Genomic DNA, 24,379 nt, shown 5'->3' on the forward strand with positions numbered 1-24,379 from the left:
CGCCCACCGCCGCACGTCACTGATCCCGAGGTCCCCACCCATGACAAGCACAACGACCACGACGTCACACCGTCACTACAAGCACGGTTGCAGTATTAGGGCTTGCCGGGAAACAAGCCGTCGCTTCCGGCTTCGTGGCTCGTTGTCATGGTATGGGGAGTCCGGAGGGGATCGAGGCGGCCCTGGCCGCGAAGTTCGCGACGCTGTTCCCGCATCTCGACGAGCGGCAGCGGCGGCTGGCCATAGGAGCGGAAGCGCGTTCGCTGGGCCATGGAGGCATCAGGCTGGTCGCTCGTGCGGCCGGAGTCCGGGAGGGCACCGTGTCGTGCGGGGTGACGGAACTGGAGTCCGGCGAGGCGCCGTTGGGGCGGGTGCGCCGGTCCGGTGGGGGCCGCAAGCGTGCAGTGGACCTGGATCCGGGCCTTCGGCCGGCGCTGCTGGCCTTGGTGGAACCGGATGTACGCGGGGACCCGATGTCGCCGCTGCGCTGGACGACGAAGTCGACCCGGCAACTGGCTGCCGAGCTGACCCGGCAGGGGCACCGGGTGTCGGCGGACACCGTGGCGGCCGTGCTGCGCGAGGAGGGCTTCAGTCTCCAGGGCAACGCCAAGACCATCGAAGGTGCCCAACACCCTGACCCTGATGCGCAGTTCCGCTATATCAACGGTCAGGCCAAGAACTTCCAGGCTGCCGGAGACCCGGTGATCAGCGTGGACACCAAGAAGAAGGAGTTGGTCGGCAACTACAAGAACGCCGGCCACGAGTGGTGTCGCGAAGGTGATCCGGTCCGGGTTCGCACCCACGACTTTCCCGATGCCGATCCGGGCAAGGCGATCCCATACGGGATCTACGACCTGACCGCGGACATGGGCTGGGTCAACGTCGGCACCGACCACGACACCGCAGCCTTCGCCGTCGCCTCCGTCCGCCGCTGGTGGCACGCGGTCGGGCGTGACACCTACCCGCGCTCGCACCGTCTGCTGATCACCGCGGACGCGGGCGGTTCCAACGGCTACCGCACCCGGGCCTGGAAGTTCGAGCTGGCCGCGCTGGCTGTCGAGACCGGCCTGGAGATCACCGTGTGTCACTTTCCTCCGGGCACATCCAAGCGGAACCGAATCGAGCACCGACTGTTCTCCCACATCACGTTGAACTGGCGGGGCAGGCCGCTGACCAGCCATGAAGTCATCGTGAACAGCATCGCAGCGACCACCACCCGCACGGGACTGACAGTCCGCGCCGAACTCGACACCGCCCTCTACGAGACCGGCGTCCGCATCAGTGACGGGCAGCTGAACGCCCTGCCACTGAGCCGCCATGACTGGCACGGCGACCCTCCACCCCCAGGAACACCGCCGGGACGGCGTCCTTCCGATCCCGCCCCAGAACGAAGCCGGCCCCGGCCGCGACTGGCTGATCCATCCCGGGCTCACCGGCATCCCGCACGAACAGTGGGACTCGCTGGTCACCGAGTTGGCAGTGGCCCGCGCGGCTCAGCGGGAAACAGACCTCCATCAGCGACGCGGCGGCGACCGGCAGAAGACCCCTGCCGCCGGCCTCTACACCGGTCGACGCCCCGGCCTCACCCTCGTCGACCGTCTCCTGGCCACCATCCCCTACCAGAGGTTCAAGGCTCCCCCAGGTCGTCATCGCCCCGCTCTTCACCGTGACACCCGTGACCCTCAACCGGGCCATCAGCCAAACCCGCCGGCTCCTCCACGACATCGGACACGCCATCGAACCCGCCGAGACGCAACTGACCACCCTCGACGACCTCACCACACACCTCGGCAGCCCCAAACCGGAGATCAAGACGGCGAGTTATTGATCGGCAAGCCCTTAACGGCTGATCTTGGTTGTTGAGGTGTCAGTTGTTGTTCGGGGTCAGGCGGCCTTCGAAGGCGATCTGGAAGGCGTTCAGGGGCGCCTTCCAGCGCACGGTCCACCGCTTGCGGCCCTTGCCGGTCGGGTCCAGGCTCATCAGGGCCATGTAGATGCATTTCAACGCGGCGGCCTCGTTGGGGAAGTGTCCGCGGGCGCGGACGGCCCTGCGGATGCGGGCGTTGACGCTCTCGATCGCGTTCGTGCTGCAGATGACCTTGCGGATCTCGACGTCGAAGGAGAGGAAGGGGACGAACTCGGCCCAGGCGTTCTCCCACAGCTTGGTGATCGCCGGATACTTCCGGCCCCAGGCTTCCTGGAACTCTCCGAACCGCTCCGTCACCGCTTCCTCACTGGGGGCCGTGTAGACGGGCTTGAGTGCCTTGGCGACCTTGTCCCAGTCCTGGCGGGCCGCGTAACGGAACGAGTTGCGCAGCAGGTGGACCACACACATCTGGACAATTGTGCGGGGCCAGACGGTCTCCACGGCCTCGGGCAGGCCCTTGAGCCCGTCACAGACCAGCATCAGCACGTCGTCAACGAGCTGCTCGTCCGACACCGCACTCGACTGGGCCTGAACCACCCGCTCGGCCTGCCCGTTCTCCACGGCGGTCTCCGTCATCAGACGCATCTCCTTGATCATCAGATCCGCCGTTGATTAGGCCCTGTCTCACATTCGGTGGTGACGGAGGGTTGCCAAGGTCGTTGACATTGGTGTGAGGGATGTCAACGAGCTGGTCAAGATGGTGTTTTCGGGCTTGTGCCCGCTGGTCATAGACGACGTGGTCGGCGAGGGTGAGCGGATCGTGGTGTGGGCGCGGACGCCGCAGGACATGGCGCCGTGTCCGGTGTGCGGGGTGTCGTCGGGGCGGGTGCACGGCTATCACTGGTGGACTGTGGCTGATGTGCCGGTCGACGGGAGGCGGGTGGTGGTCCGTGTGCGGGTGCGGCGTCTGGTGTGCCCCACGCGCGGCTGCCGACATACCTTCCGCGAGCAGGTGCCCGGAGTGCTCGACCGATACCAGCGGCGCACCACTCGTCTGACCAGGCAAGTCAAGGCCGTGGTCGAGGAGTTAGCGGGCCGGGCCGGGGGCCCGTTTGCTGGCGATACTCGCGGCGGGCGTCTCGCGTCATACGGCTCTGCGTACCCTGCTGCGCATCCCGCTGCCCGCAGCGCGGACGCCCCGCGTGATCGGCGTCGACGACTTCGCTCTGCGTCGGCGCCACCGCTATGCCACCGTGATCATCGACGCCGAGACCCACGAGCGGATCGCCGTGCTGCCCGACCGCACGGCCGACACCCTGGAAGCGTGGCTGCGTGAACATCCGGGCGTCGAGGTCGTGTGCCGTGACGGCTCGGCGACCTACGCCGAGGCCATCCGCCGCGCTCTGCCCCGTGCGACGCAGGTCGGTGATCGGTGGCATTTGTGGAAGAACCTGTGTGAAGCCGCCCTCGGCGACGTGAAGGCACACAGCACCTGCTGGGCCACCGTACTGGACGCACCGATCTACGACGGCCCCCGCGCCCAGACCACCCTGGAACGCTGGCACCAGGTCCACGGTCTGCTCGAACAGGGCGTGGGCCTGCTCGAATGCGCCCGCCGCCTGCAACTGGCCCTGAACACCGTCAAACGCTACGCCCGTGCGGATCGGCCCGAGCGGATGCTCCGCGTCCCCAAGTACCGTGCCAGCCTGGTCGATCCCTACCGTGAGCACCTGCGAAAGCGCCGGGCCGAGGACCCTGGCGTCCCCGTCCTGCACCTCTTCGAAGAGATCAAAACCCTGGGCTTCACGGGCTGCCTGAACCTCCTGCACAAGTACATCAACCAAGGCCGCGCGGACGCCGACCGCAGCCATATCTCCCCGCGCCGGCTCGCCCGGATGCTGCTGACCAGGCCCGACAACCTCAAGGCCGAGCAACACGAGCTCCTGGCCAAGCTCACCGCCGCCTGCCCCGAGATGATCCAACTGGCGGCAGCTGTCAGCAACTTCGCCCCGCTCCTTGCACCTCACGCCGACAATGCCGACGCGCTCTCACATTGGATCGTCCAGGTCCGCGGCACGGCCCTGCCCCACCTGCATGCCTTCGCCCGAGGTCTACAACGAGACCGCGACGCCGTAAACGCCGCCCTCACACTTCCGTACAGCAACGGCCCCACCGAGGGCGTCAACACCAAGACCAAGCGGATCGCGCGCCAGATGCACGGACGAGCAGGCTTCACCCTTCTTCGCCACCGCATCCTCCTCGGATAGCGGCACGCTCCGTCACCACCGAATGTGAGACAGGGCCGTTGATATTAGACACTCCTGCCAGAGCCGGTGAGCGTACAGACCCAGATCTTCCGGGCTTGCCGATGGCCTTGAGCGTCTCGGGGCGTTTGACGGTCTTGCCGACGTCGTGGCGGGGTGCCCGGTTTCTGTTCTTGGCGCCGGGTGGCCGTCCGGTCCGGGTCCGGTGCCTCGTGGTTTGGGAACACGGGCCGGGCAGGCGAGGCGAGTGCGGATGTTCCTGAACCCCCGACGGACCCGGGCCGGGGTGAGACGGTCGGAGGTGGCGGGTTCCTCCCAAGGTCGGCGGAGATCCACGGCGAGCGGCCGGGCCAGGCGGAGCTGGGTGTGGGCGACGATCAGGATCCAGGTCCAGCGGTCCGCGGCCTCCGGGGTGCGGAGTTCCGGTGTGGTCCAGCCGAGGGTCTGTTTCGCGAATCGGAAGGTGTGCTCCAGATCGAAGCGGCGGAGAAATCCTTGCCAGAAGCGGTCCACATCGTCCGGAGTGGCGCCGGTCTTCGAGGACCACAACCACACCGGCGAGACATCTCGGTCCTTCGATGGATGCTCGACCTTCAACCACATCAACGTCGCCCTCGACCAGGGGTAGTTCACCATCGTGATCCAGCCATGAGGAACGGTGGGTGAGCCGGGGATGGACCCGGTCGGGTTTCGGCCTTGCCGTAGTTGGTGGTGTCCGTGACCGTGGTGATCGTGGGCTCGGGCCAGGTCTCCGGTTTGGTGAAGCGGAACTCCGGGCCGTGTTTGTGCGGCCGGCCGTTGACGCCGTGCAGCCTCGGTGGTTTCGGCAAGCGCATGACGCGGTCGGAGCTGACCCGGCCGACCATCTCGACGGGAAGGTCGCGCAGGACCCAGGCAAGGCGGGTGACGTCGTAGCCGGCGTCGCTGACGATCACGATATGCGGGTCCCCGGTCTGCCACTGGCCAGCGGTGATAAGCCGCTCGACGGCACCCCGCAGCTGGGCTGCGGTGACCGCGGTCGCATCGTCCACCGGGCCGAGCCGGACCGCGTCCAGGATCGCGGTCCAGGACGTGGCGCCCGGCTCCAGCACGGCCACGAAGGAGTAGGGCCAGCCCGGGATGAACTGTGAAGCCGTCTTCGCCCGGCCGTAGACGTGGCAGAACAGGCGCGCCGCCGAACACGGCGCGTCCGAGCGAAGCCACGGCGACACATCGACCGCCAGGACGAGGCGCCCGCCGTCGAAACGCGGCAGCCCGGCCAGCACCGCCCGCAGCCGGCCGACATCGATCCGGCCGTGGTTCAGGCCGCCGTACATCGCTCCGTGCCCCGACGATGCTCGGGCAGCAGCGTCAGGTCCACCGGGGACTTCACCGAACAACTCGTCGCGCCGGGCGGTCAGGCACTCGTAGAACTCGCCCCGGACGCGTGACGCATCCACGAACGCTTCCCTCCGGACAGCATCAGGCAGCAGACTCACCCTCAAGGCATTCGTCTTGGGCACGTGCACCTTGGGCGGAGCACATGATCAGACGAAGGCCGCCCCCACGTCCGGCGAATCCCCAGGTGAGCAACCCAGTTCGAGACGCCGTTCGAGGCCGGAGGAAAAACAAGCTGACGGGGACTGCCAGGCGAGAGGCAGGCGTTCATATGACCCGGCCGCGGATCTCCTCCAGCGGGTACGGGGTCTGTCTGCTGTCGTGCCGCAGCTTCCGGAAGAAGTCCGCCATCACCGTGGTGAGCGGCGCGTCACGGGCGAGAATCGCCGCGGCAGTCTCCGGGGCTCCGGTGGGGCGCCGGCCTCGGGCATAGGCGCGCACCTGCGCCTCGCGTTCCTCTCTTCCGTATCCGTACAAGGCGGTGACCAGCCAGTTCACCAGGTAGGCGGCTGTGTAGCAGCGGTCGTAGGTCTGATGCCGGTCGAAGAATTCGGTCTCCTCCCGGGACAGCTCGAATCGGGAGGAGAGCGCGAGGCCGTAGTCCGTGAAGAACAGGCGCCGCCCGTCGGTCAGGATGTTCTCGAAGTGGGCGTCGAAGTGCAGAAGGCCCCGGCTGTTCATGAACGAGATTCCCGCCCCCAATTCCCGTTCCACCATGGCCAAGGCCCGGTCCGCGGCGTCGCCGCCGGTGTCCATCTGCCGGCCAAGCCATCGGTGCAGATTCCGCGGAATGTACTCCAGGAACAGCGCGACGCTCGCCGAGGATTTCCGCAGGCCCTCGATCCGGCGACGCACCTGCGGTCCGCCGCCCCAGTAAGCGACAGCCCTTTCCACATCGGCCAGTTCCTCGGGCAGAGGTGTCGAATCGGGCAGTACCCGCCAGTGGTACATCAGGGGGAAGCTGTCGCGTTCCCCCGTGAGGACCCAGTTCGTCGTCATGGTGTGCACCGCGAGCTCTCTCCAGGCACCGAAGCCCGGCCCGCCGATGCCGTACTGGCAGAAGAGCGGCAACGCGAAGACGTTCGCCGTGGACCGAACGGCGCCCGGTCTCCTCTCCAGATCGGTGAGGGGCACCCTCTTCACGAAGACAGGGGTTCCGTCGATCTCCAGCAAGGCCGACTTTCCGCCGATGCCGGAGCCGAGCGGGTCCGCCGTGTCCACACGTTCGCGCAGCGTGCGGTCATCGCACAGGGCCAGGGATGTGGAGACGGCGCCGTAGGCGGTCAGGCGTGCGGTGTGGGACATGTCAAGCGGCTTCACTGCTGCCTCCACCTGGGCATCGGCCTCGGCCTTCCATGGTGACGTACTCCGGCCGAGAGTGACCACGGGGAAGGGACGTGCCGGGCCCGGGAAGTACGGCGATCCATACCCCTGTGTCCCTTCGCGTCCCGGAACTCGCACAGCACGCTCTGGCCTCGCCCGGCCGGTGGTTGTGTTCGACGCATGGGAGAATGCGGCCGTGTCGTCGCGACTGCCGATGGGCGAGAAACTCAGGGAAGAGTTGGGTACGCCCCGGCGAGCCCACAGGTTGGGCAGCAGCCCGCGATCACGTGTGTGGCGGGCCGAACTGTCGGGCGTCCCCGTGGTGGTCAAGCAGCTCGTCGACGGTCCGGAAGCAGCCGAGAGATATGCGCGCGAGGTGGCCGCCCTGCGGCTCGCGTCCCGGGTCGACCCGCCCGTGGTGCCGGTGCTCCTGGGGACGGATCCGGGCGAACGGGTGCTGGTCCTGGAGTACGTGGAGTATCAGGAGCCGCGCGAGGACTGGCCGGTGGAGTACGCGGCGGCGTTGGCCCGGCTCCACGCCGCCGCCCACGACGACGCCGACGCGAGCGGTCTCCCTGCCTGGTCGGGGCCGACCCAGGATGATGTCGGCTCCTTCCTCCGGCTTGCCCGGACGCTCGGTGTGGTGGTGCCCGGCGGCGCTCGGGACGAGGCGGACGCCCTGGTGAACCGTCTGGCCCGGGCCGAGGGTCATGCCCTGCTGCACGGCGATCCCTGTCCCGGCAACGACATGCACACCAGCGCCGGTGTGCGGTTCATCGACTTCGAACAGGCCGCGTTGGGCAACGGGCTCATGGAACTCGCCTATCTGCGCATCGGTTTCCCGACCTGCTGGTGTGCCACCGCTCCCGCCCCCGCCCTCCTGGACGCGGCCGAGAGCGCCTACCGCACCGCCTGGCACGACGCCACCGGCACCGAGGTCCACGGCGATCTCACGGACGCGTGTGCCGGGTGGCTGCTGCGGGGCGACGCCCTGGTGCAGCGCGCCCAGCGTGGCACCGTCGATCACCTCGGTGAACTCCCGTACCGCGACTGGGAGTGGGGCACCGCGACGGCCCGTCAGCGGCTGGTGCACCGTCTGCGGATCGTCAGCCGGATGACCACTGGAAGGGGCGAGCTGACGGATCTCGGCCGGCTCGCCATGGCCATGTGTGCCACCATGCTCGATCGTTGGCCCGCCCTCCAGCCACTTCCCTCGCGACGGCCGTAGCCGGGCGCCTCCCCGGGAACGACACCGTTGTCCGCAGAGGGTCTGGACTTGTCGCCCGGTGAGTGCTGTGGTGTTCGCGCAGCAAGTTCTCGCGTGCTGGGCACGTTCCGCCGTCCCGCGGGTGGCGTTCCCCGGCCACCCGGACCTGGAGCGATCACTGTGCTGAGCCTCTTGTCCCCCGACGGGTCTCCCGGTACCACCCGACTCCCCCGGGCCGCGCGGACCTGGCGGCGCGCCGTGGCGGGCGCCGCCGCGTGGGTGTTCGCCGTCACCGGCCTGCTCGCCTCGCAGACGGGCCCCGCCGAGGCCACGGCGGTCGCCTGGGCGCCGAAGCCCGCGCCGATGACGACGCCGTGGACCGACCAGGTCCCGGTCGACAACCCGCTGCCGGAGTATCCGCGACCGCAGCTCACCCGGCCCGACTGGGCCAACCTCAACGGCATCTGGGACTTCGCCGTCACCTCTCGCGACGCCGCGCGGCCCGCGGCGTTCGGTGAGCGGATCCGGGTGCCGTTCGCACCGGAGTCCGCGCTCTCCGGTATCCAGCGGAAGATCACCGAGAACGACAAGCTCTGGTACAAGCGCACCTTCACCGTGCCGGCCGGCTGGAGCGGCCGGCACACCCAGCTCAACTTCGGGGCCTCCGACTGGGAGACCACGGTCTGGGTCAACGGGCAGCAGGCCGGCGCCGTCCACCGCGGCGGCTACGACTCGTTCTCGTACGACATCACGCCGCTGCTGAACGGCGGCACCAACACGATCGTCGTCGCCGCGTACGACGCCACGCAGACCGGCGGCCAGGCCGTCGGCAAGCAGCGTATCCAGGACGTCACCCCGCACGCCGGGCGCGGCATCTTCTACGCCGCCACATCCGGGATCTGGCAGACCGTCTGGCTGGAGCCGACCGCCGCCGCGCGTATCACCCGGCTCGACCTGGTCCCGGATCTCCAGGACAACACCCTGCGGGTGACGGTGCGCGCGGCCGGGGCCGACGGGGCGGGTGTCGAGGTCACCGTCGCCGACGGGGGTACGCAGGTGGGCGGCGCCACGGGGACGGTGGGCCGGCAGTTCTCCGTGCCGGTGCCGGATGCCCGGCTGTGGACACCGGAGGATCCGTTCCTGTACGAGGTCACGGCCGAGCTCACCGGTGGCGCGGGCGGCGACCGGGTCGGATCGTACGCGGGGATGCGGTCCGTCGCGGTGCGGGACGTGGGCGGCGTGCGGCGGCCGGTGCTCAACGGCTCGTTCGTCTTCCAGACCGGCACCCTGGACCAGGGCTACTGGCCGGACGGCCTGCACACCGCGCCCACCGACACGGCGCTCCGCCACGACCTGCAGAAGCACAAGGACCTCGGGTTCAACATGGTCCGCAAGCACATCAAGGTCGAGCCGCAGCGGTGGTTCTACTGGGCGGACCGGCTGGGGCTGCTGGTGTGGCAGGACATGCCCGCCATGGACACCGGCAAGAGCCCGTCCGCCGCGGCCCGCGTCCAGTGGGAGAGCGAGTTCCGCGCCGTCATCGACCAGCATCGCAGCTCACCCTCGCTGATCATGTGGGTCGACCAGAACGAGGGGTGGGGCCAGTACGACCAGGCCCGCGTCACGGACATGGTCAAGGCGTACGATCCCTCCCGGCTGGTCGACAACATGAGCGGCGTCAACTGCTGCGGCGCCCAGGACGGCGGCAACGGTGACGTGGTCGACAACCACAACTACGTCGGTCCCGGCAACACCCCGACGGAGCCGGTGCGCGCGTCCGTGCTCGGCGAGTACGGCGGTCTCGGCTTCCGGGTCGCCGGCCACGAGTGGTACCCGGGCGGCGGGTGGGGCTACGAGGACCAGCCGAGCCTGGCCGCGCTGAACGACCGGCTCGTCGGGCTGTTCGACGGTATCCGGGAGAACTCGCTGCCCGCGGGCGGCCTGTCGGCGGCCGTGTACACGCAGATCGCCGATGTCGAGAACGAGACGAACGGCCTGCTGACCTACGACCGTCAGGCCGTCAAGGTCGACGAGGCCCGCGTCCGCGCCGCCAACCAGGCGCTCATCACGGCGTCCCGCACGGTGGGCCCTGCGGTCGAACTGGCGCTGGAGCAGTACGTGTCGGTCCGGGTGACCACACCGGGGTACACCGACCGTTACGTACGCCACTACGACGGGCTCGGCTCGACCGAGGTGGTGACCGCGGGCAGCACGGCCCTGCTGAAGGCGGACGCCACCTGGAAGGTGAAGCCCGGTCTCGCCAACCGGCTCTGCTACTCCTTCGAGTCCCGCAACTACCCCGGTGAGTATCTGCGCCACCGCGACTTCCGCGTCCGGCGCGACGCGAGCGACAACTCGCCGGTCCACAAGGAGGACGCGACCTGGTGCCCGGTGCGGGGCAGCGGCGGCATCCGGCTGTCGGCCGCCAACTTCCCCCGCCAGTACCTGCGGCACATCAACGCGGAGCTGTGGCTGGCTCAGCAGGGCGGCACGCACGCCTGGGACAGCCCGGCCGGTCTCGTCCCGGACACCACCTGGGTGATCACAGCGCCCTGGGCCCCCTGAGCACGGCCGCTCCCCCCTGCGGCCCGAGCCGCCTCAGGCGGTCACCCGCAGGGGGCGGCCGCCCCTTCCCTTCCGCGTACGGCCCCTCATCGAAAGGCGGTACGTCATGTCAGCGCGGAACCACCCCTTCATCGGCGGTCTCCTGGCCCTGTTCCTGGCAGTGACCGGGCTGGTCGCCCTCCCCGCCCCCTCCCACGCCGCGACGCCGGTCTGCGCCCTGGCGTGCGACACCCTGGATCCCTCGAAGGCGCGGCGGGACGCCTTCCCGGTGCCGGAGCGGAACATCAACGGCCGGATCCTCCGGCTGCATGTCTCCGACCCGGACAGCATGGCCTGGGCGAGCATCGACCGCGGTGTGAGCGGCGACTCGGTCTGGCTGGACCGGTCCTGGGACCGGGGCGCCACCTGGGAACCGCTGCTCGGCAAGGCGAGCATCCCCGGCACCTGGACCGGCACCCGCACGCTGATGTACAACATCACCGACCCGGTGGGGCACCGGCGCGGCTGGATCCGCGCCTGCGGCGACGCCGCCGCCGTCGGCTGCACCGACTGGGTGTATCCGACGGTGTGCGACGGCTCGTCCTGCGACGGCGCCGATCCGGCCGGTGTGCCGGGCGACGACACCCCCGTACCGTCGGCCGGCCTCTTCGGGCGCGCGATCAGTCTCCACGTCGACCAGCGCAGCGGCATGGCCTGGGGTGTCATCGAGAGCGGTGGCGCGGGCGACGAGATCTGGCTGGACCGCTCCTGGGACGGCGGTACGAGTTGGCCCGAGGGTTCCTCCCTCGGCCGTACGAGCGTGCGGTCCGGGGCGGCCTCGGCCAGGACCGGCCTGTTCGCCACCCGGGACCCGCGCGGGCTGCTGTACGGCGGGGCGGTGCGGGCCTGCGGTCGCGAGGCCTCCCACCAGGAGGGCGCTTGTACGGCCTGGGTCAGGCCCGCGCCGACCCGGGCGCGCGCTGCCGCGGACACGCTGATGGCGTCGTACCGTACCGATGAGGGCTGGTGGCGGAGCAGTTGGTGGAACTCGGCCGTCGCGCTCACCTCGGTGGTCGACTTCGCCGAGCGGACCGGGCGGCGCGACTTCGACTGGGCGATCTCCCGTACCTTCGAGCAGAACCGCGGCGTCTTCCCCGCGGGGGCGCGCGGTTCGGACCCGGTCGAGGGCCACTTCATCAGCCGGGCGGTGGACGACGCGGCCTGGTGGGCGGTGGCCTGGCTGGCGGCGTACGACTACACGGGCGAGCGGCGCTATCTGGACGAGGCGGTCACGATCACCTCGTACGTCCAGCGGCACTGGGACACCGGTACGTGCGGCGGCGGGGTGTGGTGGGACCGGGAGCACACCTACAAGAACGCTGTGACCAGCGGGCTCCACCTGTGGCTGACGGTCTCGCTGCACGAGCGGCTGAGCGGTGACACCGTGTGGGGCGCCCGCGCGGCCACGGCGGCGCACTGGTACCTCACCAGCGGGTTGATCAACTCCTCGGGGCTGGTCAATGACGGGCTGACCAGCGGCTGTGCCAACAACGGGCAGACGGTGTGGAGTTACAACCAGGGCCTCGCCATCGGCGCCTTCACCCAGCTCTGGCGGTCCACCGGGAGCGGCCGGTATCTGGACACGGCCAGGCGTCTGGCCGATGCCGCGATCTCCTCGCCGGCGCTGACCACCGGTGGGGTGCTGACCGAGTCCTGCGACCTCGGCACCAGGTCCTGCGACGACAACCAGAAGCAGTTCAAGGGCATCTTCATGCGGCATCTGTCCGATCTGGCGGACGCCACCGGGTCGGCCTCCTACCAGGCGTACATCAGGAGGCAGGCGGACTCGGTCTGGTCCACCGACCGGGACTCCCTCAACCGTCTCGGCCAGCGCTGGGCCGGCGCGTCCCCCAACCCGGCCGACTGGCGCACCCAGGCCGGCGCGCTGGAGGCGCTGACGGCGGCGGAGGGGCTCCCCGGTTCGGGCTGAGAGCGGGGCTGTCCGTTACGGGCCCGCCGGGGCGTGGGTGGGAAGTGCGCGCCCGGCCCCACGCTCAGCGGGCCTTCCAGCAGCCCCAGGCGAGGCAGGCGAGGAGCCCGGCGATCGCCAGGTCACCGGCGCCGATCGGCGCGCCGGGCTCCTTGGCGGCGATGCTGCCGACGGCGAGGGCCGCGAAGAGTACCGCCAGTACCATCCAGAATCTCGCCACGGCCGCCCCCATCCGGATCCGACAGCCACCGTACCGCCCGCGCCCCCTGACCGGCACGGGCGGTCGGCTGTTCGGTACGGCCGCTCGGTGCGACCGAGGGGGCGGCGCGACGGCCTCACCGCCGAGTCCCCGCCCGGTCGTCGGGCCGGGTGGCCGCGCCGTCCGGGCCGTCCGCCCCTGCCGCCGCCGGGGCCGTCGACTCGATCATGGCGCGGGAGTTGTGCCAGACGACGGACAGCACACAGCCGGGCACGACGGCCAGGCCGAGCAGCGGCGCCTGATTGACGATCACCAGAGCGACCGCGAGCAGCCCGAGGTTCATCAGCCCGAGCGGCCAGCGGCGCAGCAGCGCGTACGCGGCCGCCAGGAGAGGGCGTCCGCGCGTGTGCGGCGCGTCGTACGCCAGAGTGGCCATCGCCACGATGCCGGAGCCCGCGGTGACCAGTACCGCCACGACGAGCAGGGGTGCCAGCGCGAGCCCCCAGGCGGAGTCGCGCAGGACGGCCACATCGGTCGCGGCCATGGCGATCAGCAGGACGCACGGCGTCCATCGGAGCAGCGCCCGGCCGAACAGGCGGCGGTAGGCGCGCGGCAGTTCGGCGGCCGGGGCCCGCTCGTCGTCGTCGGCCCGGCGCAGATAGCCGAACACGGCGGCGAGCGACGGTCCGATGCCCAGCGACAGCAGCCCGAAGAACACCGGGTACCGCCATGGCTGGTGGGCCACGTACAGCGCGACCAGCAGCGGCAGGTTCGCCGCCGCGAGGCCGAGGTTGACCACCAGGACCCGGTGGACGAACGACCAGATCAGGTCCCAGGACCCGTACCCCACATTGAGCCGGGGTCGCCGGGCGGTGACGGGTGCGCCGCTCATCGTCCGCCCCTCACTTGATTCCGCTGGTGGCGATTCCTCGCACGAAGTAGCGCTGCCCGAGGAGGAAGACCACCAGGATCGGCAGCACGGAGAGCACCGAACCGGTCATGATCATGGCGTAGCGGGTGTCGTACATCCCCACGAACTGGCGCAGGCCGAGCTGCACGGTCCAGAGGTTGTTGTCCGTCAGATAGATGAACGGCCCCATGTAGTCGTTCCAGGTGTTGACGAAGGTCAGCAACGCGAGGCTGGCCAGCGCCGGTTTGGACAGCGGGAGGATCATGCGTGCCCAGATGCCGTACTCGCTGAGCCCGTCCAGGCGTGCCGCCTCGCTGATCTCGTCGGGAATGGTCAGGTAGAACTGGCGCATCAGGAAGACCCCGAACGCGCCGAACGCCTGGAGCAGGATCAGCGAGAGATGGGTGTTCACCAGCCCCAGCTTCTCCATGATGATGTACTGCGGAACCATGTACGCCTGCCACGGCACGGCGATCGTCGCGATGTAGCCGAGGAACAGGGCGTCGCGTCCCGGGAACTGCATCTTGGCGAAGCCGTAGGCCGCGAAACTTCCGGTGAGCACCTGGAGCGCGGTGATGACGACGCTGAGGAAGAGCGAGTTGCTCAGGTAGGTGAGCAGCGGGATGTCGGTCCAGATCTGGGAGAAGTTCTCCCAGTGGAACTCCTTCGGTATCCACTGGATGGGTACGGTGAAGACCTCGTTGTCCGTCTTGACCGAGGATGTCAGCATCCAGGCGAAGGGCAGCAGGATCGCCGCCGCGAGCGCGATCAGGCCCGCGTAGAGGAGGATCTGGCCGGCGATCCTGCCCGGGCCGCTCCGGGCGGCGGGCCGGCCGGGTGCCGGGGTGGGCGGTGGCGGGGCGGCGGTCGCCGTGCTGTCCTTTCGCAGCGTGGTCGTGTTCATCGGTCGGCCCTCCGCTGGAGCTGGAACTGTACGACGGTGATCGTCAGGACGAGGAGGAAGAGCACCAGGGAGATCGCCGAGGAGTATCCGAACCTGCCCTGAGTGATGCCCTGGCGGAAGATGAGCTGCGAGAGCACCAGCGTCGATCGTCCCGGTCCGCCGTCGGTCATGACCTGGACCAGGTCGAAGACCTTGAAGCTGGAGACCGTGAGCATGACCAGGACGAAGAAGGTGGTGGGGCGCAGCCCCGGCAGCGTCACATGCCAGAACCGCTTCCACGGGCCGGCGCCGTCCATACGTGCGGCTTCGTAGAGTTCGCCGGGGATGGCCTGGAGTCCGGCGAGATAGAGCACCATGTAGTACCCCATGTCCCGCCACACGCTGGTGATGATCAGCGCGGGCATCGCCCAGTCGGTGGAGGTCGTCCACCCCGGCGGATGGTCGACGCCCAGATGGGTCAGGAGCTGGTTGACGGGCCCCAGTTCGGGGCTCAGCAGCATGTTCCAGACGACGGCCACCGCCACCAGCGAGGTGATGTACGGGAAGAAGAACGCCGTGCGGAGGATTCCCACGCCCTTGAGCTTCTGGTTCAGCAGCACCGCGAGACCGAGGGCCGCCACCAGGGTGAGGGGGATGTGGCCGGCCGCATACCAGGAGGTGTTCTGGAACGCCGTCCAGAAGTTGGCGTCGTCGAACATCCGCCGGAAGTTGTCGAACCCGATCCATTCGGGGGTCGAGTACGAGTTCCAGTCGGTGAAGGCCAGCAGCAGTGATCCGAGGACCGGGACGAGCGTCAGGGCGGCGAAGCCCAGGAAGTTCGGGAGGATGAAGCTCCAGCCGACCAGGGTGTTGCGCCGGCGCCGGCGCTTGCCGGCGGTGGTGGTGTCGGAGAGTGTGGTCACTGGACTTCGGACTTCACTCGCTTGTTCATCTCCTCGATGCCCTTCTCGACGGACTTCTCGCCGGACATCACGAGTTCGTGCTCCTCGGTGAGGATCTGGTCGATGTCGGAGGACTTCTCGCTGACCGGCATCTCCAGCTTCACGGTGTCCGGTGTCATGGCCTTTCTGGACAGGGCGTCGGACGGCATGCCCTTGACGGCGAAGTACGACTTCATGACCGCGTCGCTCGTGTAGGCGGGCACGACTCCGACCTTGGCGATGGCCTCCGCGCCCTTGGGCCCCGAGGCCCACTTCACGAACTTCTCGGCCTCCGCCGATCGCCGTGCCTTCTTGTTCACCGCGAAGGCGGTCGGCGAGCCGAACGTCGTCGCCTTCCCGTCGGCGGCGATCTGCGGCATCGGCGCCATGCCCCAGTCGACGTCGGTCTTGCCCTGGGCCTTGTCCTCCAGCAGACCGGCGGCGAGCCAGCTCCCCATCGGCACCATTCCGACCTTGCCGCTCTCGAAGATGGTCTTGTAGGTGACCTGCTGGCTCTTGGCCGTCGCGAACGGCATCGTGGCGCCGGCCTTCTGGAGGTCCAGGGCCGTCGTGTACTGGTCCTTGAAGAAGCCGTAGTCGCCGCTCAGCAGGTCACCGCCGGTCTGGGCGGCGGCGGTCGCCTGGACCACCGAGCGCCAGGTCTGCAGGTAGGTGCCGTAGACCTTGGCGGCGCCCCCGCCCTTGGTGATCTTCTTCGCCAGGGAGGTGTAGCCGGCCCAGGTGAGGTCCGACAGATCGGTGCCGGCCGGTATCAGCGCCTTGTTGTAGAAGAGCACCCAGAAGTCCTGCCGATAGGGCATCGCGTAGTAGTGGCCGTCCAGGTCGAACGGTTCCAGTCCGGAGTAGGACGCCTTGTCGAGGGCCTTCACGTCGTCGTCGAGCGACTTCAACTGGCCGCGGGTGGCGTACCGCGCGTAGTCGGTGACGTTCTTCATCGTCAGTACGTCGGTGGAGTCGCCGCCCGCGAGCATGGTGGTGACCTTGTCGGCGTAGTCGTCGGCCAGGATGTCGACGGGCTGTATGTCGATCTTCGGGTTCTCCGCCTCGAACCCGTCGATCAGCGCCTTGAACTCGGGGGTCGTGTCGTAGTTCCACAGTGCGATCTTGACCACCGCGCGGCCGTCGGCGGTGGTGTCGGAGCCGCCGCCTCCGCCACCGCATCCGGCGGCGAGCAGGGTCACGGCGATGGCGGCCGTCAGGGCTCTGGCTGGGGTCTTCCTCATGATGTGCGGCTCCTTCGAGTTGTCTGTTCTTGCCGGTTGCGGCGCCATGGGCCGTCGCCCACGCGGGTGCTGAGGCGCTCAGGCGCTCAGTCCCAGCGCCCAGTTCTCCGCCGTGATCTCCGTCCGCAGCGGCTGGCGGGCGGACCAGCGGGCCAGTTCGTCCATCGCGTGGTCCGTGAGACGTCCGATCTCCGAACCGAGCGAACCTGCCACATGGGGGGTGATCATGACGCGGGCCAGTCGCCGGAGCGGGGAGCCGGCAGGCAGCGGCTCGGGCTCGGTGACGTCGAGGATGGCGAAGAGGCGGCCCGCCTCGCACTCCGCGGCCAGTGCGTCGGAGTCGATCAGGCTGCCGCGCGCGGTGTTGATCACGGTCGCGCTGTCGGGCAGCATGCTCAGCTCGGCGGCGCCGATCAGATCGCGGGTCTCGGGGAGTTCGGGCGCGTGCAGGGTCAGTACGTCGACCCGCGGGAGCAGGTCCGCCAGATCGACCAGGGTCGCGCCCGCCCGGCTGACCTCGGCCGGATCCGCGTACGGGTCCGCGACGAGGCAGGTGGTGTCACCGAGGACCTTGAGCAGGTCGACGACCTTGCGGCCGATCCGGGAGAAGCCCACCACCCCCACCGTTCTGCGGAAGTTGGACAGGTCGCCGTAGCCGGTGACCGTTCCCCAGCCCCCGTAGGCGCGCTGTTCGTCGGCCGCGAGGAACGGTGCCTTCTTCCCGGCGAAGATGATGGCCGCCAGTGTGTACTCGGCGACCGGCGTCGCGTTGGCGTCGGCGCCGCTGGTCACGCGGATGCCGCGGCGCCACACCTCGTCCCCCACCAGGCCGCGCACACTGCCCGCGCAGTGCAGCACCGCCTTGAGGGCCGGCGCGGCCGTCAGCCGTTCCGGGGTGAGCCGGGGCGCGCCCCACGACGTCAGCATCACCTCGACGTCCGCCAGCCGGGCCCGTACCGGCGGGGAGTCGAGGTCGTCGGTCCACAGCGGCTCGCCCAGTTCCACCAGACCCGCCAAGCGTTCGAGTCGGGCGGCGTCGAAGTGCGCGTCGAAGCTCTGTCTGTCCATCACGACCAGCGCTTGGGGCTTCGTCTGCATCGGGTGTCGAGTCCTTCCCATGGGCGCGGGCCGCAGCCGACGGCGCCCCGTTCCTTGTCGTACAGATGTTCCTTGCCGAACACGTTGGAATAGAGATAGTGGTGAGGCGTACGGATTCACTAGAGGTCACACACGAACGAACCAAAACGTTCAGAGTCGAACAGAGACAAGGTCAGGTGGCCCGATGACGGATGAGCGGCTCTTCGCCCTGCAGCGCCGGGAGCGGTTGATGGACGAGCTGCGGCGGCACGGCTCCCTGCGGGTCCGGGAGGTGGCACGGACGCTGGGCGTCAGCGAGCTGACCATACGGCGCGACATCGCCGCCCTCGCCGCCCGTGGGCTGCTCACCCGTGTGCACGGCGGCGCCACCCTGGCGACCGGTCTCGATCCGGTCCCCGCGCGCCGTCCCCGGCCCGCGTCGACACCGTTCACCATCGGCATGGTCGTGCCCTCGCTGGACTACTACTGGCCGCAGATCGTGAGCGGAGCGCGGAGCGCGGCCGTCGCGCTCGGGGTACAGCTCCAGTTGCGCGGGTCGAGCTACGACCAGGCCGAGGACCGCCGTCAGATCGGCCGGCTGATCGCCGCGCAGCAGGTCCAGGGGCTGCTGCTCGCGCCGAACCTGGAGGGCGAGAGGCTGGACGAGATGATCGACTGGATCGCCTCCCTGCCGGTGCCCGCCATCCTCGTCGAACGGCAGATACACCGGTGGGCGCCGACGCCCCGCCCGTTGGGCTGGGTACGCAGCGATCACGCGCTCGGCATGGAGATGGCCGTGCGCCATCTCCATGAGCACGGCCACCGCAGGATCGGGCTGGTGCTGTCGAAGGGCAGCCCGACCTCGGCCCATCTCGCCCAGGGCTGGCACAAGGCGTGCGCGGAGCTGGACCTGCCGGACGGGTTCGTGGTCAGGGAGAGCGTCGCCCTCGACGTCCCGGGCCACCGGGAGATCATCAGGTCCGTCCTGGAGCGGTCCCGGACGTCACGGATCACCGCCCTGATCGTGCACAGCGATCCCGACGCCATGTCCGTCGCCCAGTACCTCACGGAACAGGGCCTGACCATCCCCGGGGACATGGCGATGGTCAGTTACGACGACGAGGTGGCCCACCTCGCGGAACCGGCGATGACCGCGATCCGCCCGCCCAAGTCCCGCGTCGGGCGGGCGGCCGTCGAGATGATGGTCTCCCGGCTGCGGGAAGGGCGGCGCCATCCCGTGCAGCGTGTGCTCGTCCTGCCGGAGCTGATCCTCCGCAACTCGTCGGTCAGGGCCGCGACGGGCGTCTGACCGTAGGGCGGCTCAGCGAGCCCGTTCGATCCGTACGGACAGCGGGCGGGGCGCTCCGCCCGGCGGCCGGGAGGGGTCGGTGCGCAGCGTCAGCCGGGTCAGCCGGTGGCCCCAGGAGCGGCGCAGGGTGGGGTCGGCGATCGGCTGGTGTTCGAGTCCTCCGGTCAGCAGGGCGGGGTCCCAGGTGAGCCGGAGCGCCCCGCCGCCCGCCGTGCCGACCACGGCCCGGCCCTCGTGGAGCCGTACGTCACCGGCGAGGACGTGCCGCAGGGCGAGCGCTGCGGGTCCGGCGGCCGGTTCGTCCATGACGACGATGTGCGCCGGCTCGGCGGCGGTGGCGCGTACCAGCCGTACGGTACGGCGCAGTTCGCCGAGCAGCCCGTCGGGATAGGCGGGCGCGAGGTCCGCGGACCACTCGGTGGTGCGGTCGCCCGTCTCCGCCCGTACGGCGTGGGCGCGGTGCCCGGCGCCCGGCCGTTGCCCGGCGCCGGGGTCGGGCACGTTGTGCCAGCCGCTGCGCAGCGGCCAGGCGTCGTAGCGGTCGGGGCCGAAGCTGGCGGCGGTGTACGTCGGTTGCCCGATGTCGACGATCACCGGCTCGCCGTCCAGGGCGACCCAGTAGGAGCCGACGTCGAGGTGGTTGTGGCGTTCGTCGTTGTGGCCGCCCTTGACGGCGAGGGCGAGCCCTTCGGTGGTGCCTGCGCGTTCCCTGGCGACGAGCACCTGTACCCGGGGCAGCCAGACGTCCCGGGGCAGCCAGGCGCCGTTCCCGTGCGGGCCGGGGCCCTGGCCGCTGGGGTCCGCGCCGGTGGTCGCGGCGCTCCAGGCGGGGTCGGACAGTCCGCTCAGCGCGCGGCCGAGGCCGTCCTCGTGGCTCGCGGTGACGCCGCGCGCCACGCCGCATGCCAGGGCGTGGGCGCTGACGTCGGGGTCGCCGAGCCGCCCGCCCCAGCGGAACAGGACGTGCCAGGGCTGCTCGTCGGGGAGACGGGCCGGCGCGTCGCCGACGTTGACGTACCACGGGCCGCCGAAGTGCATGCGGTAGGGGTAGCGGACGAGTTCGGCGAGCACCGGCAGGCCGCGGGCGTCGCAGGGTGCCCCGCCGACGGCGGCGAGCAGGTCGAGGGCCTCCATCAGACGGCAGGCGCCGAGCCACCAGTAGGCGACGCCTTCGTCCACGCCTCCGTCGTCGGGCAGCACCTCGACGAAGTGGCCGAGGCCGGCGGCGACATGCCGGACGAGTTCGGCGCGCTCCGTCTCGTCGTCGCAGAGCAGGAGGGCCGCGGTCAGCACGGCGCCGTGCACCCACGGGTTCCAGTTGTGGGCGTCGCCGTCGAGGCCGATCCAGTGCCAGTCCCTGATCCGCAGGAAGGGCTCGAAGACACGCAGCCGGACCTCGCGCCGCAGTCTGCGCCGCAGCCCGGGGACCCGCTCGTCGAGGCGGGGCCCCAGGACGTGGTCGGCCCAGGCCAGAGTCGAGGCGACCTCGGCGGCGCCGAGGTCGAGGAACGGCTCGCCGGGATCGGGGACGACCTCGGCGCGCGCGGTGGTGAAGCGGTCGTGCGGCGCCCAGCACCAGGTGGTCGCCTCGGCGAGCGCCATGAGGGCGTCGGCCGCCGCGTCGAGGTACGGGGCGGCGCCGGGCGGCGCCTGGGCGGGCGCGGACTCCCCGGTGAGTACCGCCGCGAGAACGCACAGGGCCGTACGGTGACGCAGCGCGCGGGCCTGGTCCTCGTACGCCGTGCGCACCCCGTCGCGGAAGGCGCGGGACCAGTCGGAGGCGCGCAGCACCGGTTCGGGGCGGCCGAGTTCCTTCTCGGCCGCCGCGAGGAGCGCCGTGCGTGTCGCGGCGTCCACCGCGTCCCACACACCGCGGTCGGTCACCGGGGGGACCGGTACGCGCCGGGGGGCGTCCCGCAGCCTCCCGGCGAGTTCTTCGTCCTGAGCTATGTTCGCTACCGATCGAAAATGTTCGTTCACGCTGCTGAGTATGGTGCTTCTCTGCGCTTTTGGTCCTCCGCCGTGGCGAAGAAGACGGTCCGCGCGAACACGCCCCTACAGGACTCCCTTGCGCCACTCGCGGATCAGCAGATATCCGAGGTACGCGCCGCCGATGGCCAGTGTGTAGATGCCGACCGGCAGGTCCTCGAAGAGCGGCAGTTGCTGCGCGCAGAGGTCGGCGAGCACCAGCAGCAGGGCGCCGACCAGGGCGGAGAGCATCAGATGGGGGCCGGAGCCGCGGGTGAGGCGTTTGGCGATCTGCGGGGCCGTCAGGGCGATGAAGGCGATCGGACCCGAGACGCTGACCGCGCCGGCGGACAGGACGATCGACAGGAGGACGGCCAGGGTCTTGGTGGTCCTGGGCTCGGAGCCCAGTCCCCCGGCGATCTCGTCGCCCATCTCGGCGATGTCGAGACGGCGCGCGATCAGCGCGGTGCAGGGGGCCACGAGGAGCAGGACCAGCCAGATGGTGGCGGCGTGTTCCCAGGACCGGGCCGCCAGGCTGCCGTTGATGTAGGCGGTCAGGACGGCCGCCTTGTCGCGTTCCACGGCGTAGACGACGTACTGGGTGACCGCCGTGGCGATCGCGGCCACGCCGATCCCGGCGACGACCAGACGTCCCGGGTTGCGGAATCCGCTGCCCGTGGACACGTACACCAGCACCATGGCCAGCACCGCGCCGGCGAGGGCGCCGAGCGGTACGGGGACGGTGCCGGGCAGCAGGAGCGCCACGATCGCGGCGCCCGCGCCGGCGCCCGCGCCCAGCCCGATCACGTCCGGGCTGCCCAGCGGGTTGCGGGTGACGGACTGGAAGAGGGCGCCCGACAGTCCGAGCGCCGCGCCCGTGCCCACCGCCACGGTCAGCCGCGGGCCGCGCAGCCGCTCCAGGACGAACACGTCCGTGCCCCGGGCCCCGCCGGTGAGGGCGGACGGGAGATCCGCGAGCGCGACACCGAGCCGTCCCAGCGACAGGGTGGCGACGGCGGCGGCCACGGCCAGGACCACTGTGACCAGGGCGGTGACGACGGACCTGCGCCGTACCGGCACCGCCACCGTACGGCCGAGGGTGAGATGGCCGCGCGGTGCGGCGGCGTCGGCCATGGTCCGATTCCCCGTCATGTGGTGCCCTTCATCCTGCGTACGGCGACCAGCAGCGCGGGCGCCCCGACGAACGCCGTCACCACACCGACCATCAGCTCCTGCGGGCGCAGGACGATCCGGCCCAGGACATCCGCCAGGAGCAGCAGCGCGGGGCCGGCGATCGCCGAGAACACGATCTGTATCCGGAAGTCGACGCCGACGACGGCGCGCACGATGTGCGGTACCGCGAGGCCGACGAAGGCGATCGGGCCGACCGCGGCGGTCGCCGCCGCGCTCAGCAGGGTCGCGGCGAGAAGTCCTCCGGCGCGTACGAGTGCCGGGTTGGCGCCGAGGGAGGCTGCCGACGCGTCGCCGAGCGCGAGCGCGTTGAGGCCGGGTCCCAGCAGCAGGGCCAGGACGAGTCCGGTCGCGGCGAACGGCAGCACGGACCAGAACACGTCGAAGTCCCGGCCGCCGAGCGCGCCGACCACCCAGTAGCGGTAGCTGTCGAAGACCTTCGGCTTGCTCAAGGTCACTGCCTGGATGAATGCCATCAGCACCGCGGAGAGCACGGCTCCCGCCAGCACCAGCCGTACCAGGGACGTGCTCGCGCCCGCGGAGCCGATGACATGGACGAGGAATCCGGCCAGCAGGGCACCGGGCAGCGCCCACCACATGGTGTCCGTCCGGCCCGTGGCGCCCAGGAAGGCCGTCGCGGCGACGACGCTCGCGGCCGCCCCGGCGTTGATCCCGAGCAGCCCCGGATCCGCCAGGGGGTTACGGGTGACCCCCTGCATCAGGGTGCCGGCGACGGCGAGGCAGAGGCCCGCGAGCACACCGAGCGCCGTCCTCGGGTAGCGGCTCTCGACCACGGTGGCGACATAGGGGTCGGCGGTCTCCGCGAGGACGTCCATGACATCCCCGAACGATGTGGTCCTGCTGCCGAACATCACACTCGCGATCACCGCGAGGACAAGCACGACGACCCCGACGAGCAGGGCGTACACCCGCCGGGCGGTCCCGGCACGCGAGATGCCGGGACCGCCGGTACGGGCCGGTGCGGTGGTGGTGGTCATCCGGTTTCCGTACGCCTTACTTGTCGAGCTTGGTGATGGCCTTGTCGATCAGCGGGAGGTAGCGGTCGATGACCCAGGGAACGGTGAGCGGGTTGATGATCGACGACGCGGTGACGAAGGAGGGGTCGTCGGCGGCGACGAGGGAGTCACGCTTGACGGCGGGGATCGCCGCGTAGAGCTTCTGCGCCTCGATCTCCTCGCGGGTCTTGGCGTCGGAGTAGAAGGTGAAGATCAGGTCGCTGTCGGAGAGCTTCTCCGCGTTCTCCAGCCCGATGAGCGCCGAGTCGGTGCCCTTGGTCTCCTTGAAGGTCTTCACCACCGGGTCGACGGTGAGTCCGAGGGAGGAGGCCATCTCGACGCGCTGCTCCTCGGGGAGGAAGACGCCGAGTGTGCCCGGTCCTGAGGTGTAGATGTAGGAGAACGAGACGTTCTTGTACTGGGGCCGGGTCGCGGCGGCGTCCGCGAGCTGCTTCTCGATCTTCGAGGTCAGCTTCTGGGCGTCGTCCGGCTGTCCCAGCGCCTTGGCGATGATCTCGATCTGCTCGTCCCAGTTGGTGCTCCACGCCAACTCGGGGTAGGCCACGGTCGGCGCGATGTCCGAGAGGATGTCGAACTGCTCCTGGGTGACGCCCGACCAGGGCGCGAGGATCACATCGGGCTGGAGTTCGGTGATGGCCTCGAAGTCGATGTCCTCCCCGCCCGCGAACTGGGTCGGCAGTGTGTCGCCCGACTTCTTCACCGCCTCGTGGATCCACGGCAGATAGCCGGACTTGTCGCTGCCCCACGCGTAGCTCTCGATGCCCACGGGCGTGTGGCCGAGGGCGATGGCGGTCTCGGCGGAGCCCTGCCCCAGGGTCACGACCCGCTCGGGCTGCTCGGTGATCTTCGCCGATCCGAGCGCGCTCTTGATCGTGACCGGGAACGCCCCGCCGCCCGCGCCGCTCTTGGCCGAGGCACCGGAGTCCTCCTTCTCGGCCGAGGAGCAGCCGCCGAGAACGAGTGCGAGCGTGGCGGCGGTGGCCGTGACGGCGAGGGTCTGTCGACGCGCGCGGGTGAACCAGGATGGCATGGGTGTTCCTCAGGTTTC

Annotated in this window: 15 protein-coding genes and 4 pseudogenes; 6 read left to right on the top strand and 13 right to left on the bottom strand. The window is 70.0% G+C overall.

Features of this window, described 5'->3' with window-relative positions; genetic code table 11:
* The first annotated feature begins 152 nt into the window (after positions 1–152).
* Positions 153–1,828 (top strand): annotated as a pseudogene (locus ACIQ7D_RS28525) (ISAzo13 family transposase).
* Between the two features lie 39 nt (positions 1,829–1,867).
* Here ACIQ7D_RS28525 and ACIQ7D_RS28530 read toward each other — a convergent pair.
* A pseudogene (locus ACIQ7D_RS28530) lies at positions 1,868–2,422 on the bottom strand (transposase); the annotation flags it as partial.
* Between the two features lie 202 nt (positions 2,423–2,624).
* Here ACIQ7D_RS28530 and ACIQ7D_RS28535 point away from each other — a divergent pair.
* Positions 2,625–4,134, top strand: a pseudogene (locus tag ACIQ7D_RS28535) (ISL3 family transposase).
* Positions 4,135–4,216: 82 nt separating this feature from the next.
* On the opposite strand, the pseudogene ACIQ7D_RS28540 reads toward ACIQ7D_RS28535, so the two are convergent.
* Positions 4,217–5,609: pseudogene (locus ACIQ7D_RS28540) on the bottom strand (NF041680 family putative transposase); the annotation flags it as partial.
* Positions 5,610–5,775: 166 nt separating this feature from the next.
* Complete coding sequence (locus tag ACIQ7D_RS28545) at positions 5,776–6,813, bottom strand: protein kinase family protein (protein ID WP_403942274.1); 1,038 nt, start codon at positions 6,811–6,813, stop codon at positions 5,776–5,778.
* Positions 6,814–7,027: 214 nt separating this feature from the next.
* Here ACIQ7D_RS28545 and ACIQ7D_RS28550 point away from each other — a divergent pair, with 214 nt between their 5' ends.
* The 3 genes from ACIQ7D_RS28550 (at position 7,028) to ACIQ7D_RS28560 (ending at position 12,572) form a co-directional block, all read left to right on the top strand.
* A complete protein-coding gene (locus ACIQ7D_RS28550; protein WP_403942276.1) occupies positions 7,028–8,059 on the top strand; it encodes a phosphotransferase family protein in 1,032 nt (343 codons plus the stop codon).
* Between the two features lie 258 nt (positions 8,060–8,317).
* On the top strand, positions 8,318–10,603 hold the full coding sequence (locus tag ACIQ7D_RS28555; RefSeq protein WP_403942506.1) for an AbfB domain-containing protein: 2,286 nt from the start codon (positions 8,318–8,320) through the stop codon (positions 10,601–10,603).
* A gap of 106 nt (positions 10,604–10,709) precedes the next feature.
* Positions 10,710–12,572 carry a glycoside hydrolase family 76 protein gene (locus ACIQ7D_RS28560; RefSeq protein ID WP_403942278.1) on the top strand — a complete coding sequence of 621 codons (1,863 nt, stop codon included), beginning with the start codon at positions 10,710–10,712 and terminating at the stop codon, positions 12,570–12,572.
* 64 nt (positions 12,573–12,636) lie between these two features.
* On the opposite strand, the gene ACIQ7D_RS28565 is transcribed toward ACIQ7D_RS28560, so the two are convergent.
* The 6 genes from ACIQ7D_RS28565 to ACIQ7D_RS28590 form a co-directional block, all read right to left on the bottom strand.
* Positions 12,637–12,777 carry a hypothetical protein gene (locus ACIQ7D_RS28565; protein WP_403942280.1) on the bottom strand — a complete coding sequence of 47 codons (141 nt, stop codon included), beginning with the start codon at positions 12,775–12,777 and terminating at the stop codon, positions 12,637–12,639.
* A gap of 130 nt (positions 12,778–12,907) precedes the next feature.
* Positions 12,908–13,663 (bottom strand): hypothetical protein, encoded by a 756-nt coding sequence (locus tag ACIQ7D_RS28570; protein ID WP_403942281.1) that lies wholly within the window; start codon positions 13,661–13,663, stop codon positions 12,908–12,910.
* A 10-nt stretch (positions 13,664–13,673) separates the two neighbouring features.
* Positions 13,674–14,585, bottom strand: coding sequence for a carbohydrate ABC transporter permease (locus ACIQ7D_RS28575; protein WP_403942283.1), 912 nt, complete (start codon positions 14,583–14,585; stop codon positions 13,674–13,676).
* On the bottom strand, positions 14,582–15,487 hold the full coding sequence (locus ACIQ7D_RS28580; RefSeq protein ID WP_403942285.1) for a carbohydrate ABC transporter permease: 906 nt from the start codon (positions 15,485–15,487) through the stop codon (positions 14,582–14,584). The genes ACIQ7D_RS28575 and ACIQ7D_RS28580 overlap by 4 nt, the downstream gene beginning before the upstream one ends.
* The gene (locus ACIQ7D_RS28585; RefSeq protein WP_403942288.1) at positions 15,484–16,749 is read right to left on the bottom strand and encodes an ABC transporter substrate-binding protein; all 1,266 of its coding nucleotides are present in this window, start codon (positions 16,747–16,749) and stop codon (positions 15,484–15,486) included. The genes ACIQ7D_RS28580 and ACIQ7D_RS28585 overlap by 4 nt, the downstream gene beginning before the upstream one ends.
* Positions 16,750–16,827: 78 nt before the next feature.
* Positions 16,828–17,847: a hydroxyacid dehydrogenase gene (locus tag ACIQ7D_RS28590; protein WP_403942289.1), complete on the bottom strand. Its 1,020-nt coding sequence runs from the start codon at positions 17,845–17,847 to the stop codon at positions 16,828–16,830.
* Positions 17,848–18,031: 184 nt separating this feature from the next.
* Between ACIQ7D_RS28590 and ACIQ7D_RS28595 the strand changes: the two genes are divergently transcribed.
* Positions 18,032–19,135 (top strand): substrate-binding domain-containing protein, encoded by a 1,104-nt coding sequence (locus tag ACIQ7D_RS28595; protein ID WP_403942291.1) that lies wholly within the window; start codon positions 18,032–18,034, stop codon positions 19,133–19,135.
* A 12-nt stretch (positions 19,136–19,147) separates the two neighbouring features.
* On the opposite strand, the gene ACIQ7D_RS28600 is transcribed toward ACIQ7D_RS28595, so the two are convergent.
* The 4 genes from ACIQ7D_RS28600 to ACIQ7D_RS28615 all read right to left on the bottom strand — a co-directional run bounded on the left by ACIQ7D_RS28600 (position 19,148) and on the right by ACIQ7D_RS28615 (position 24,361).
* Complete coding sequence (locus tag ACIQ7D_RS28600) at positions 19,148–21,019, bottom strand: heparinase (RefSeq protein WP_403942293.1); 1,872 nt, start codon at positions 21,017–21,019, stop codon at positions 19,148–19,150.
* A 171-nt stretch (positions 21,020–21,190) separates the two neighbouring features.
* Positions 21,191–22,255, bottom strand: a complete 1,065-nt coding sequence (locus tag ACIQ7D_RS28605; protein ID WP_403942296.1) for a FecCD family ABC transporter permease — start codon at positions 22,253–22,255, stop codon at positions 21,191–21,193.
* On the bottom strand, positions 22,252–23,292 hold the full coding sequence (locus tag ACIQ7D_RS28610) for a FecCD family ABC transporter permease (protein ID WP_403942297.1): 1,041 nt from the start codon (positions 23,290–23,292) through the stop codon (positions 22,252–22,254). The genes ACIQ7D_RS28605 and ACIQ7D_RS28610 overlap by 4 nt, the downstream gene beginning before the upstream one ends.
* Positions 23,293–23,308: 16 nt before the next feature.
* The gene (locus ACIQ7D_RS28615; protein ID WP_403942299.1) at positions 23,309–24,361 is read right to left on the bottom strand and encodes an iron-siderophore ABC transporter substrate-binding protein; all 1,053 of its coding nucleotides are present in this window, start codon (positions 24,359–24,361) and stop codon (positions 23,309–23,311) included.
* Positions 24,362–24,379 lie beyond the last annotated feature (18 nt).

This window comes from Streptomyces sp. NPDC096310 (assembly GCF_044763125.1).
In the GTDB taxonomy this organism is placed as follows: Bacteria; Actinomycetota; Actinomycetes; order Streptomycetales; family Streptomycetaceae; genus Streptomyces.

Excerpts from the sequence above, each read along its gene's own strand:
- ACIQ7D_RS28590 (WP_403942289.1), bottom strand. The coding sequence starts at position 17,847 with ATGCAGACGAAGCCCCAAGCGCTGGTCGTGATGGACAGACAGAGCTTC.
- ACIQ7D_RS28545 (WP_403942274.1), bottom strand. The coding sequence starts at position 6,813 with ATGTCCCACACCGCACGCCTGACCGCCTACGGCGCCGTCTCCACATCC.
- ACIQ7D_RS28570 (WP_403942281.1), bottom strand. The coding sequence starts at position 13,663 with ATGAGCGGCGCACCCGTCACCGCCCGGCGACCCCGGCTCAATGTGGGG.
- ACIQ7D_RS28575 (WP_403942283.1), bottom strand. The coding sequence starts at position 14,585 with ATGAACACGACCACGCTGCGAAAGGACAGCACGGCGACCGCCGCCCCG.
- ACIQ7D_RS28615 (WP_403942299.1), bottom strand. The coding sequence starts at position 24,361 with ATGCCATCCTGGTTCACCCGCGCGCGTCGACAGACCCTCGCCGTCACG.
- ACIQ7D_RS28605 (WP_403942296.1), bottom strand. The coding sequence starts at position 22,255 with ATGACGGGGAATCGGACCATGGCCGACGCCGCCGCACCGCGCGGCCAT.
- ACIQ7D_RS28595 (WP_403942291.1), top strand. The coding sequence starts at position 18,032 with ATGACGGATGAGCGGCTCTTCGCCCTGCAGCGCCGGGAGCGGTTGATG.
- ACIQ7D_RS28585 (WP_403942288.1), bottom strand. The coding sequence starts at position 16,749 with ATGAGGAAGACCCCAGCCAGAGCCCTGACGGCCGCCATCGCCGTGACC.
- ACIQ7D_RS28560 (WP_403942278.1), top strand. The coding sequence starts at position 10,710 with ATGTCAGCGCGGAACCACCCCTTCATCGGCGGTCTCCTGGCCCTGTTC.
- ACIQ7D_RS28565 (WP_403942280.1), bottom strand. The coding sequence starts at position 12,777 with ATGGTACTGGCGGTACTCTTCGCGGCCCTCGCCGTCGGCAGCATCGCC.
- ACIQ7D_RS28610 (WP_403942297.1), bottom strand. The coding sequence starts at position 23,292 with ATGACCACCACCACCGCACCGGCCCGTACCGGCGGTCCCGGCATCTCG.